Annotated in this window: 10 protein-coding genes; all 10 read left to right on the top strand. The window is 43.1% G+C overall.

The window, feature by feature from the left end; genetic code table 11:
• Positions 1-224: 224 nt before the first annotated feature.
• The 10 genes from HOL16_05580 to HOL16_05625 all read left to right on the top strand — a co-directional run bounded on the left by HOL16_05580 (position 225) and on the right by HOL16_05625 (position 12,086).
• Positions 225-698: a ribosome maturation factor RimP gene (locus tag HOL16_05580; protein ID MBT5390162.1), complete on the top strand. Its 474-nt coding sequence runs from the start codon at positions 225-227 to the stop codon at positions 696-698.
• 16 nt (positions 699-714) lie between these two features.
• Positions 715-2,262: a transcription termination/antitermination protein NusA gene (gene nusA, locus HOL16_05585; GenBank protein MBT5390163.1), complete on the top strand. Its 1,548-nt coding sequence runs from the start codon at positions 715-717 to the stop codon at positions 2,260-2,262.
• Between the two features lie 84 nt (positions 2,263-2,346).
• Positions 2,347-4,869: a translation initiation factor IF-2 gene (gene infB, locus HOL16_05590; protein ID MBT5390164.1), complete on the top strand. Its 2,523-nt coding sequence runs from the start codon at positions 2,347-2,349 to the stop codon at positions 4,867-4,869.
• A gap of 77 nt (positions 4,870-4,946) precedes the next feature.
• Positions 4,947-5,357, top strand: a complete 411-nt coding sequence (gene rbfA, locus HOL16_05595; GenBank protein ID MBT5390165.1) for a 30S ribosome-binding factor RbfA — start codon at positions 4,947-4,949, stop codon at positions 5,355-5,357.
• Positions 5,344-6,246, top strand: a complete 903-nt coding sequence (truB, locus tag HOL16_05600) for a tRNA pseudouridine(55) synthase TruB (GenBank protein ID MBT5390166.1) — start codon at positions 5,344-5,346, stop codon at positions 6,244-6,246. The genes rbfA and truB overlap by 14 nt, the downstream gene beginning before the upstream one ends.
• A gap of 20 nt (positions 6,247-6,266) precedes the next feature.
• A complete protein-coding gene (rpsO, locus tag HOL16_05605) occupies positions 6,267-6,536 on the top strand; it encodes a 30S ribosomal protein S15 (protein ID MBT5390167.1) in 270 nt (89 codons plus the stop codon).
• Positions 6,537-6,599: 63 nt separating this feature from the next.
• The gene (gene pnp, locus HOL16_05610) at positions 6,600-8,717 is read left to right on the top strand and encodes a polyribonucleotide nucleotidyltransferase (protein ID MBT5390168.1); all 2,118 of its coding nucleotides are present in this window, start codon (positions 6,600-6,602) and stop codon (positions 8,715-8,717) included.
• 15 nt (positions 8,718-8,732) lie between these two features.
• The gene (locus tag HOL16_05615) at positions 8,733-10,130 is read left to right on the top strand and encodes a nitronate monooxygenase (GenBank protein ID MBT5390169.1); all 1,398 of its coding nucleotides are present in this window, start codon (positions 8,733-8,735) and stop codon (positions 10,128-10,130) included.
• 174 nt (positions 10,131-10,304) lie between these two features.
• A complete protein-coding gene (locus tag HOL16_05620; protein MBT5390170.1) occupies positions 10,305-10,859 on the top strand; it encodes a hypothetical protein in 555 nt (184 codons plus the stop codon).
• Positions 10,860-10,988: 129 nt separating this feature from the next.
• The gene (locus HOL16_05625; protein MBT5390171.1) at positions 10,989-12,086 is read left to right on the top strand and encodes a hypothetical protein; all 1,098 of its coding nucleotides are present in this window, start codon (positions 10,989-10,991) and stop codon (positions 12,084-12,086) included.
• Positions 12,087-12,172: the final 86 nt, after the last annotated feature.

Raw genomic sequence — 12,172 nt, forward strand, 5'->3', positions numbered from 1 at the left:
TCTTCCTCATTTTTTTTCCCCATCGTTTAACTAATTTCTTGAGTCCAAAATCTCATTGTGATCCGCGTTATACGAATTCAAACTTATTTCCTCAGGAAGGTGCTGACACAAAAAACTTGCAATTCTTCTAGAGTTCTATATTATCCAGCTATTCTCCTTTTCAGAATTGGTTTTTTTGGAAAGGGTGGGCGAGAGTCCACCTTATGTTTTTGGGTGCTAAGTTCATGAGTAAAGTTAAGCAGTTTGAAGATCTGATTGTCCCGATTTTAGAGGATTTAGGATACGAGCTTGTTCAGGTTCAAATGATCGGTGGTAAAACTTCTGTTTTACAGATCATGATTGATAGACAAGACCATGAGCCGGTGACTATTGCGGACTGCACTGCGGCAACTCGAATGGTCTTAGATCTCTTAGAAGTAGAAGACCCTATTGGGGGAAACTATCAGGTGGAAGTAACCTCGCCAGGTCTAGATCGTCCTCTTTTGAAAAAAGAGGATTATGAACGCTTTAAGGGATCAAAAGTTAAGATAATGCTGCATGAGCCAAGAGAGGGGCAAAAAACCTTTAAAGGACTTCTTCTTGGTATTAAAGATGGAGACGTATTTTTGGAATCCTCAGGCGAACAGATTAGTATTCCATACGACAGTATTAAACGTAGTCGTCTGAAGGTTGAGTTAGATTCGATGGATAAACCGTAGAAAATAGGTGTGAATTATGACAACAGGTATTTCGACTTCAAGCCAACGTCCTGAGCTTCTTCAGGTTGCTGATATTGTGGCTCGCGAGAAGGGAATTGAATTTGAGGAAGTATTGGAAGCTATGGAGCTTGCCATTCAAAAGGCTGGCCGTGCAAAATATGGTGCAGAGCTAGATATTCGGACCAAAATTGATCCAAAAACGGGGGAGATCGCACTCTTTCGTTATCGGGAAGTGGTCGAAGAAATCGCGCACGAACAGACACAGCTCTTGTTAGAGGAAGCAAAAAAACTTGATCCTGAGATCGAGATGGGTGGATTTATAATTGAGACTCTTCCCCCTGTGGAGTTGGGACGTGTGTCGGCTCAGATGGCAAAACAGGTCATTGTTCAAAGAGTTCGTGAAGCTGAGCGGGAGCGTCAGTTTGCCGACTTTAAGGATCGCGTGGGTGAAATCGTTAGCGGTGTTGTTAAAAGGACAGAGTATGGCTCTGTAACAGTTGACTTGGGTAGAACGGAGTCAGTTCTTCGTCGTGATGAGTTATTACCTCGGGAGAGCTTTCGTCCAGGGGATAGGATTCGCGCCTATATCGTGGATGTTCGTAGGGAACAAAGGGGGCCACAGATCTTTCTTTCTCGAACTCATCCACAGTTTATGGCGAAACTTTTCGCTCAAGAAGTGCCAGAAATATATGATGGGTTAATCGAAATACGTGCCGTTGCAAGAGATCCTGGAAGCCGTGCAAAATTAGCAGTTTTTACAAAAGAAATGAGCATCGATCCAGTTGGCGCATGTGTCGGGATGCGGGGAAGTCGTGTTTTGGCTGTTGTAAATGAGTTGCAGGGTGAAAAAGTAGATATTATTCCTTGGTCAGAGGAGCCGGCAACATTTATTGTGAACGCTCTTGCTCCAGCAGAGATTTCAAAAGTGTTGATCGATGAGGAAACTCAAAATATGGAAGTTGTGGTTCCAGATGATCAATTGAGTCTTGCCATTGGACGACGTGGTCAAAACGTTCGTTTGGCAACCATATTGACTGGTTGGCATATCAACATCTTAACGGAAACAGAAGAAGCTGAGCGTAGACAAGAGGAACTTAAAGTAAAGTCACAGCTATTCACAGCTGCATTGGGTGTTGATGAAGTTTTGGCACATCTTTTAGTTGCAGAGGGTTTTGATACTCTCCAGGAAGTAGCATTTGTTATTCCAGAAGAGCTTGCTACTATTGAAGGAATCGGCCCTGAATTGGGTGAAGAGCTTCAAAGTCGTGCTCGGGATTACATCGAAAAGCGTGCTAAAGAGCTTGAAAAGAAACTAAAAACTCTCAAGGTTTCTGAAGACTTGAAAACTCTTGAGGGGTTGGATTTAGAGATGGTCGTTGCTCTAGGGGAACAAAAGATAAAAACTCGTGATGATTTGGCTGATTTAGCTGGAGATGAGTTGAAAGAACTTCTTCCTACTTTTAAATTAACTCAGGACAAAGCGAACAAAATTATTATGGATGCACGGGCTCATTGGTTTGAGAAAGAAGAGAAACCAGAAGATCCGGTCGAAGAGACTTCGTAGCAAAGTGTAAAAAAGGCTTGGGTTTTCCCCATGTTTCGTGGCATAAGGTAGAAATGGATAACAACGCTTGTTTTGTGAGGTAACTTGAGTACGAACGAAAAGAAACCTCTGACCCTATCAAAGACGACGGCTCCTAAGAAGGAGATGGCACAGGTGCGTCAAAGTTTTTCACATGGCCGTTCAAAGACTGTCACGGTAGAAGTGAAGAAAAAGCGGCTAATTCTTCCAAAAGATCAAAAAGAAACACCTGCTTCAAAAACGACTGAAGAACAGAACAGCAAAGATCTCGAGAAAAAGATAGAATCTGAATCGAAAAAAGCTTCGACCTCTGAGGCGATTCAGCTGGATGCACAGGGGCTGACTTCCCAAGAGATGGAAACACGTATCCAGATATTACGTGACCAAGCGAGCCAGGAACAAGCAAAAGAACCAACTTCAGACGACGCAGAGCTTTTCAAAAAAAATGTTGAGTTTACGGATGCAGAGCCTGAAAAGACTTCAAAGGTGGCAAAGCCCAAAAAAGCTGAGAAAGAGAAGCGCGAAGAAATTTCTCCCGAAGCAGAGTCTCCAGAGATTGAGGCTCCTCTGGCTGTTAAGGAGCACAAGGAGGCTTCAAAAAAGCATTCGGACAAGAAAGCGGAGGAGGATGATGATGGAGAATCTCGTCGCAAAAGGGCCGACGCTCGCCATGGGGTGCTTTCTACACGTCGTCAAACCAAAAAAGTAGATATCTCGGTTTTGGAGGCGGGTGAAGAAGATGAGGAGGAAGCGAAGGTCTCAAAGGAACCTGTAGTAGCTCCGTTACGTCCAACTCTACGGCCCAAGCCAAAAGTAAAGCAAGAATATAAAAAGATTGTTTATGAAGTGGAACTCCCGGAGACAATTCCTGTGCAGGAGCTTGCCTCTAGAATGGCTGTTCGGGCAACGGAAGTTATTAAAGCTCTCATGAAAATGGGTTCCATGGTGACAATCAATCAGTCCATTGATGTGGATACTGCAGAGATTATCGTGGAAGAATTTGGACATACTTCAAAGCGGGTTTCCTCGATGGATGTAGAGGATTCCTTAAAATCTGAAGAGGATCCAGAGAACTCTTTAAAACCGAGAGCACCCGTTGTGACTGTCATGGGGCATGTAGACCACGGAAAAACATCTCTGTTAGATGCTTTACGGAAAACGGATGTCGTTAAGGGGGAAGCTGGCGGAATTACTCAGCACATTGGCGCCTATCAGATAACACTTAAGTCTGGTGAAAAGATTACATTTATTGATACGCCAGGTCATGCAGCATTTACAGAAATGCGTGCGCGAGGAGCTAATGTAACCGATTTGGTTATTCTCGTTGTGGCCGCAGACGATGGGATCAAAGAGCAGACTATTGAAGCTATAAATCATGCGAAAGCAGCGGAAGTTCCTATCATTGTAGCAATCAATAAGATGGATCGTCCTGAGGCAAATCCTGATAAGGTTCGTCAGGAGCTTCTCAGCCACGAAATTGTGGTAGAAGGAATGGGCGGTGAAGTGCTGGATGTTGAGATATCTGCAAAAGAAAATAAAAATCTGGATAAACTGACAGAGATGATTTGTTTGCAATCAGAAATGTTAGATCTTAAGGCCAATCCCGATCGTCCTGGTGAGGGGGTTGTGATTGAAGCAAAATTAGAGCGTGGTCGTGGAACGGTTGCCACAGTGCTTGTACAGCGCGGGACTCTCTGTATTGGAGATGTTTTGGTTGTTGGATCTGAGTATGGTCGGGTTCGCGCTCTTGTCAACGATCATGATCAGAATATCAAAGAAGCTGGGCCTAGTGTTCCCGTCGAAGTGTTGGGCTTGGGTGGGGCTCCGCTGGCGGGGGATCAATTCAACGTTGTGGAGAGTGAGGCTCGCGCACGTGAAGTCGCCGATTTTAGAGCTCATACGAAAAAAGAAGCGCAATCTGCAGCTTCTGTCGTGTCCCTTGAACAGATGTTTGAACAGATCCAACAGGGTGAGAAGAAAGAACTCCCTATTCTCATAAAAGCAGATGTTCAGGGATCTTTAGAGGCTATTAGAACTAGTTTAGAAAAGCTGTCTACTGAAGAAGTTGCTGTAAAGATCATCTTTGGTGGAGTAGGCGGTATCAGTGAATCAGACGTAATCTTAGCTCAGGCTTCAGGGGCAGTCATTGTCGGATTCGATGTGAGGGCGAATGCACAGGCGCGGGAAATCGTGCAGAAAGAAAAACTAGATATTCGTTATTACTCAGTTATTTATGATCTAATTGAAGATGTAAAAGGCGTTCTGGGAGGACTGTTGTCCCCCATTAAACGCGAGACATTCTTGGGGAATGCTGAAGTTAGAGAAGTCTTTAATATTACCAAAGTTGGTAAGATTGGAGGTTGTTATGTTACGGAAGGGATGGTTAAACGCGGGGGCAAAGTACGCCTGTTGCGAGACAGCGTGGTGATTCACGAAGGAACCCTTAAAACACTCAAACGTTTCAAGGATGAAGTTAAAGAAGTTAAAGAAGGTTACGAATGTGGGATGGCCTTTGAAAACTATTATGATATCCGTGTGGGCGATATTATAGAGTGTTTTGAGATCGAAGAAATCGCGCGGACTCTTTAGCCAGTATAACCAACCCTAACGCAGAGAAATTTACAAAAAATCCATTGAAGTGGTAGTCGTAGAATTAGGAAAAAGCTGTGACATCATATGATCAAAAGTCAAAAGGCATACGGCCACTCCGTGTAGGCGAACAATTACGGCGCATGTTGTCGGATCTATTGTCACGAGGTGATTTGGGAGATTCTTTATTGCGGGAAACTTCTGTGACGATAACAGAAGTGCGTGTGAGTCCTGATCTAAAGAATGCTACAGTTTATGTTATGCCACTTAAAGGTGAAGCTATTACAGAGGTGCTAGAGATTCTAGAGATATGTGCTCCTCAGCTTCGAAAGCGGCTAGGGGGTCAACTGAAGATGAAATTTACCCCCAAACTACGCTTTAAAGAAGATAAAATATTTTCCCAGGTAGATCATTTGGAAAAATTGCTACACAGTCCCCGTGTGGCACGTGACGTCAGTAAGGTTCCTGAGGAAGATGATAGTGCATAAGCATAATGGGTGGCTTATTATAGATAAGCCACTTTCTATGACTTCTTCTGACGTTGTCCAGAAGGTTAGAAAATCGTTTGGTATGCGGAAGGTTGGGCATGCCGGGACACTAGATCCACTTGCAACCGGCGTTTTGCCAATTGCTTTGGGAGAAGCGACCAAAACCGTTCAATTTGCCATGGAAGCGACCAAGACTTATCGATTTAAAGTTGTCTGGGGAGAAGAAAGGACAACGGACGATTTGGAAGGCGAGGTCCTGCAAACTTCAACCTTACGTCCTTGTGAGTCTGAAATTTTGGCTGTGATAAAGAAATTTACAGGAAATATCCAGCAAGTCCCTCCAATTTACTCTGCCATCAAGGTAAATGGAAAAAGAGCATATGCTCTGGCACGAGCAGATGAAGAGGTTGTTTTATCTGCTCGGACGGTTACCGTAGAGCGAATAGATCTCATTTCAGCAGAAGATAAAGACTTTTCAGAGTTTGAGGTTGTTTGCGGGAAAGGAACCTATATTAGGAGCTTAGCACGTGACATAGGGCGCGTTTTGGGTTGTTTGGGACACATTAGTTACCTGAGACGTACACAAGTAGGGCCTTTTTATGAAAAAGATGCTTATTTGTTAAATAAAGTTATTGCAGCGGGACAAAACTGTGCTAATTATCTTTTGACAATTGATGCTGTGCTGGACGACATCCCGGCTATTTTGTTTGAAGACGAGTTTATTCAAAAACTCCGATGGGGTCAGGAAGTTTCCTTACCTTTACAAAATGATGCATCAGAAAAAGGAGAGACTTCTCTAGTTTTGTGCAAGTCCCAACAAGGGCAACTTGTTGCCATAGCTAGACGGAACGGATCAAAATTGCGGGTCGCTCGAGGATTTAATTTATAGAGAACTGAAAGGATTTTACGATGTCGATTACAACAGAAAGAAAGCAAGAAGTTATTAAAGAGTTTGCGACAGGAAAAGGTGATACTGGATCGGCTACGGTACAGGTTGCTGTTCTAACAGAGCGCATCAAGAATCTTACAGATCATATGACTACCCACAAAAAAGACTTCCATTCAAGGAGAGGCCTTTTGATTATGGTAGGACAACGCCGGCGTCTATTAGATTACGTTAAAAGAAAAAATGAAGAAAACTATAAGTCGCTTATTAAGAAACTAGGTTTGCGTAAGTAAGACCTCTAGAGGGAGAAAGTACCCTAGGTCCTGCGTAAACGATTTAGAAAGGATATTAATTAAATGTTTAAAATGAATAAAGTAGAAATTGAATGGGGTGGGCGAACGCTTACCTTGGAAACGGGTCAAATAGCTCGTCAAGCTGATGGAGCTGTTTTAGCCACATATGGCGAGACCTCGGTTCTTTGTACTGTTGTTGGTAATAGAGAGGCAAAAGAAGGATTAGATTTCTTCCCCCTCACAGTTCAGTACCAAGAAAAGACTTTTGCCGCAGGTAAGATTCCTGGCGGCTTTTTCAAAAGAGAAGGGCGTCCTAGCGAGAAGGAAGTTCTCACCTCACGTCTTATTGATAGGCCCATACGGCCATTATTCGCAGATGGGTTTAAGAATGAGACACAAGTGATTTGTACGGTATTAAGTCACGACATGGAGAATAACCCTGATGTTGTAGCCATGATTGGTGCCTCAGCGGCTCTGACCATTTCTGGCTTGCCATTCTTGGGTCCCATTGGATGCGCACGCGTTGGATATGTTGATGGATCATTCGTACTGAATCCGTTGGAAACCATTGGAGACGGATCTTCTCTTGATTTGGTTGTTGCTGGAACAATAGATGGTGTTTTGATGGTTGAATCGGAAGCGCACGAGCTTTCTGAAGACACAATGCTTGATGCCGTGAGTTTTGGGCATGATGGTTTTCAACCCGTGATCAAGGCTATTATTCAGTTAGCTGAAAAAGCAGCAAAGGATCCATGGGAACTTCCAGCAGCTCCTGCTGAATTGGAGGATCTTCAAAAGGCTGTTGAAAAGAAAGCGACTGCGGACTTAAAGAAGGCATACAAGATTACCGAAAAAACAGAACGTCGTGAGAAAATTTCTGCAGTTAAAGAAAGCGTTCTTGAGGAACTCGGTACAGAGGAAAATAAATCGCTGATTTCAGGTTGCTTCAAAGAAGTCGAAAAGAACATTGTTCGGAAAGAGCTTCTTACCACAGGAAATCGTATTGATGGCCGTGATACAAAGACAGTTCGCAACATACAATGTGATGTAGAAATTTTACCTAGAGCCCACGGAAGCGCCCTCTTTACTCGTGGTGAAACACAGGCTTTAGTTGTAACCACGTTGGGAACTGGCCAAGATGAGCAGATTATTGACGCGCTTGAAGGCGAATACCGTCAAAATTTCTTGCTGCATTACAACTTTCCCCCTTTCTCAGTTGGCGAAACCGGACGTTTTGGAACACCGGGTCGTCGAGAAATAGGTCATGGGAAGCTTGCATGGCGTGCGTTGCGTCCACTATTGCCAAGCAAAGAAGAGTTTCCGTATACGATTAGGGTTGTTTCAGAGATAACAGAGTCAAATGGTTCTTCTTCTATGGCGACGGTTTGTGGAGCCTCCCTGTCCATGATGGATGGTGGTGTGCCGCTGAAGCGTCCTGTTGCAGGAATTGCCATGGGCTTAATCAAAGAAGGAAAGGACTTTGTTGTTCTTACAGATATCCTAGGTGATGAAGATCATCTTGGAGATATGGACTTTAAGGTTGCTGGAACAGACAAAGGTATAACAGCCCTTCAGATGGATATCAAAATCACCAGTGTTACCACTGAGATTATGAAAATTGCTCTAAATCAAGCTTACGATGGACGTATTCATATTCTTAAAGAGATGTCTAAGTTGATGGATGTTTCTCGTGATACCGTAAGTGAAAATGCTCCCCGTATTGTGACAATCACCATTGCGAAGGATAAGATTGGTGAAGTCATAGGCCCAGGTGGAAAGGTTATCCGTGAGATCACTGAAGAGACTGGGGTTAAGATTGACATTGACGATACTGGAACAGTCAAAGTGTCTGCAGTTAGTGAAGAAGCTATCAAGAAGGCCCTCGATTGGATTGAGGGAATTGTAGCAGAACCAGAAGTAGGAGAGACCTACACAGGAAAAGTTGCAAAACTCGCAGATTTTGGTGCTTTTGTTAGTTTCCTCGGTGGTTCCTATGGATTGATCCATATCAGTGAAATTGCAAAAGAGCGCATTGGAAAGGTCTCTGACGTTTTGAAGGTTGGTGATCCAGTAACCTTTAAAGTGATCGGCGTTGATGATCGTGGAAAGCTTAAATTAAGTATTAAAGCAATCCTCTCTGATGACGGTTCGAAGAACGTAGACAAAGCTGCTGGTGCCTAGCCTAGGAGTCTTTTTATGAGCATTGTTTCTCCTCTTCTTATCTCTGGAAAGGAAGTACATCCTCTGATTGAAGGGGGGAAGGGAATCTCTATTACTAAGGGGGAGGGTTCTGGTGCCTGGGCTGCTGCAGGAGGCGTTGGAACTTTTTCGGGCGTTAATGCAGATAGTTATGATGGTGATGGAACACTTATCCCTAATGTTTACAAAGGTAATACGCGTCGGGAACGTCATGATGAGTTGATTGCCTATGGCATCGCAGGCGGCATCGATCAGGCTCGAATAGCCCATGAATGTTCCAATGGCGAGGGCCGACTCCACATGAACGTTTTGTGGGAAATGGGTGGCGCAGAGCAGATTTTGCATGGTGTCTTAGAGGGGGCAAAGGGCCTTATTCATGGCATTACATGTGGAGCGGGGATGCCGTATCGCTTGAGTGAAATAGCCGCTACCTATAAAGTCTACTACTATCCAATTGTTTCTTCAGCGCGGGCATTTCGTGCGCTCTGGAAAAGATCTTATCATAAAGTCCAAGAGTGGTTGGGCGGAGTAGTATATGAGGATCCTTGGCGCGCCGGGGGCCATAATGGTCTCAGTAATAGCGAAGATCCAGAAGTTCCAGAGGATCCTTATCCTCGCGTGAAAGCCCTTAGAGACCTTATGAATGAAATGGGTCTCCACAAAGTTCCCATTATTATGGCCGGGGGCGTTTGGCTTTTGAATGAATGGAAAGATTGGATAAATAATCCTGAGTTGGGTCCAATTGCATTTCAATTCGGAACACGACCTCTTGTAACGCAAGAGAGTCCTATTTCAGACGCCTGGAAAAAGAGCCTTTTAACCCTCAAAAAAGGCATGGTGAAACTTCATCAATTTAGTCCAACCGGTTTTTACTCTTCTGCTGTCAAGAATCCTTTCTTAGACGAGCTTCAAGGGCGCACGGATCGTCAGGTAGCCTACACCCAGACACCAGTCGGTGAACATAGTGCGGCTTTCCCTGTTGGTCCTCGTAAGCGTTCGGTTTACCTGACTCCCTCCGATAAGGAACGTGCGAATGAGTGGCTTATGGATGGATATACTGAGGCCATGAAAACGCCGGACTCTACGCTTATTTTTGTAAATTCCCCGAAGGCTCAAGAGATTCAGAAAGATCAAGTTGACTGTATGGGATGCTTAAGTGCTTGTAAGTTTAGCAATTGGGCACAAGGTGAAACCGGCAATACAGGGAAAAAGCCTGATCCACGATCTTTTTGTATTCAAAAAACATTACAGGAAATTAGTCATACGAGCAAAACAGAAGATCAACTCATGTTTGCAGGCCATTCTGCCTATCGATTTTCTGAGGATCCGTTCTATGCAAACGGCTTTATTCCTACTGTAAAGCAACTGGTGGATAGAATTCTGACAGGTGAGTAGGCAATTTTTTCTGGGCACACCAAAAAGATAAAATAAACTTATATACAATATTATCGCATACAATATTAATGTATTTATTTAACTTTTCTTCATTTTTACATAAGAAAATTGCATGATGCTATCTATTGTATTATAATCATCTATAAATATAAGAAAAAAATAGGAGATGCTCACGTGAAAAATTCCATTAGCCATATCTTATTCCTTTGCGCATTTTTAGTTGGTTGCGGTGAGGAAAAACAAAAATTATCGGAGTATGATTATTTCATACGGGCGAAAGGTTTTGAAATTTCCGAGGTTCAAAAAGATGGTTCCTTTTATCTTACCTTAAAAGGGATTCGTTCCGGTGATACCATAAATGCCTTCCCAACCATTGGCCATAAAGGCGGTGTGCATCTAGTCTCCTCTAAAGCGCTAGTAGAAAATTTGAAAACGCTTCCCAAAAACGATGAAGGATTCATCTCTCAAAAACCACATAATTTTTTAGCTTTTGTAACAAAGGATGAAAAAGAAGCGATTCTCTTCGTATCTATCCGCGGGGTCAAAGATTTTTCAGACGACTCTATTAAATTTTCGGTAAGACTTATGAAGGACGAAAATGCCCTTTTGGATGGTGAAAGAGTTTCACTGAAGGAGATATCAAAAGAAACGCCTCTTCATCGGGTAGAATTTTTAGTGGATGGGATCGCTTCCACTTTGCGAAATTGTAGGCGTCATGGGGGTTGCTGATACTAACGTTTGTAAAATTACACTTTAAATAACCAAAAATGCTTATACAGTAAATTTGTATATAAATTATTGTTTTCACAATAGTATTGCATTTTATTTGTTGGACATTATTATTTTGCATTGAGTTTAATGTTTCATTTGGACGTTGTTTTGAGAAAAATTCTTTGCATAATTTTCTTTAGCCTAATTTTTTCAAATTCTCTGGGGGTTGCTTCATCAGAAGAGGAAGGCCCCGCTTCTTCTCGAGCGCCTCAAAACTCTAAAAAGAGGAAAGCTGAGTGTGATGTTTTTCATGTCAAGTACGGTGATATGGTTAAACGCTTACGTCTAAGGGGACGAGTTAAACATGATAACATGCTCAAACAGCCAATCATTGCATATAACTCAGATATAACCGGAACTATGAAGAGGAGTGTCGTTCATCTCCTTGGATCAGAGCTGTCGTCTCCAACGGAGGTCGGAGAATTTTTAACTACACTTCGTGAGGATCATCCTGAATTAGATGATATGCTACATATTGCAATGCCAATGAGGCCGGATGAAGGAGTTGCCTCTCTTCATCTCCTTCCTAAGCGAAAGATGCCATACTTGAAACAGGCAGTCGGATCCCTGGCAACTGTGTTGGCTCTTCCCGGTTTAGTTGGCGAAGGAGCCTCTTGGGGGTACGTAGTTTTTGCTTATTGGGGGGTGCTTCACGCAGATAGTAGTGATTCCATTCCCACTTCACCGGCGGGAGTTGTTACAGAAATAATATCTGATCTTTATTATGCAAGGGCCCTAGTGACACTTATTTCTGTAGGGCAACTGGCCATTGACATGTTTCCTAGAGAGAGAAGGCTAAGTTCTTCGCTAGCTCAAAGTAAATATTTTGCTGGATTAGAGGCCGGGGATATTGGAGATAAGGAGATAGGGAGAACAATGGATTATTGGGGAAAAGAATTCCTGAGAGCTCTAGCCCACAGATTAGTTGAAGCAAATGCCTTGTTGCCTGCACTTATAATTCCTACCTATTTCCTCAAGATTTCAACAGGTTCACTTTTTGTACGTATTCCTCTGGCTGCAGGATCTCTGCTTGTTGAGTACGCAGCGTTTTATAAACAAGTTAAAATCATTACTAGGGATGCTTTATGGACTTGCACCCGAATAGATGCGTGGATTCGAAAACCACTGCAACTATACCCAAAACGAATCAAAGTGCCGATTTCAGTAATTGAAAATCATCATTGATGCGATCCACCATATCGTGGGAAATTTTTGGCCAAGTGATTTCAAAAAAGTCCATGATTGATCTTCGAAATTCTTTTGCAGAAGTA

The organism is Alphaproteobacteria bacterium, assembly GCA_018662925.1.
In the GTDB taxonomy this organism is placed as follows: Bacteria; Pseudomonadota; Alphaproteobacteria; order 16-39-46; family JABJFC01; genus JABJFC01.

What these genes read in the sequence shown, in the direction of transcription:
- HOL16_05580 (MBT5390162.1), top strand. Translation starts at nt 225, where the DNA reads ATGAGTAAAGTTAAGCAGTTTGAAGATCTGATTGTCCCGATTTTAGAG.
- pnp (MBT5390168.1), top strand. Translation starts at nt 6,600, where the DNA reads ATGTTTAAAATGAATAAAGTAGAAATTGAATGGGGTGGGCGAACGCTT.
- nusA (MBT5390163.1), top strand. Translation starts at nt 715, where the DNA reads ATGACAACAGGTATTTCGACTTCAAGCCAACGTCCTGAGCTTCTTCAG.
- HOL16_05625 (MBT5390171.1), top strand. Translation starts at nt 10,989, where the DNA reads ATGTTTCATTTGGACGTTGTTTTGAGAAAAATTCTTTGCATAATTTTC.
- HOL16_05615 (MBT5390169.1), top strand. Translation starts at nt 8,733, where the DNA reads ATGAGCATTGTTTCTCCTCTTCTTATCTCTGGAAAGGAAGTACATCCT.
- rpsO (MBT5390167.1), top strand. Translation starts at nt 6,267, where the DNA reads ATGTCGATTACAACAGAAAGAAAGCAAGAAGTTATTAAAGAGTTTGCG.
- truB (MBT5390166.1), top strand. Translation starts at nt 5,344, where the DNA reads ATGATAGTGCATAAGCATAATGGGTGGCTTATTATAGATAAGCCACTT.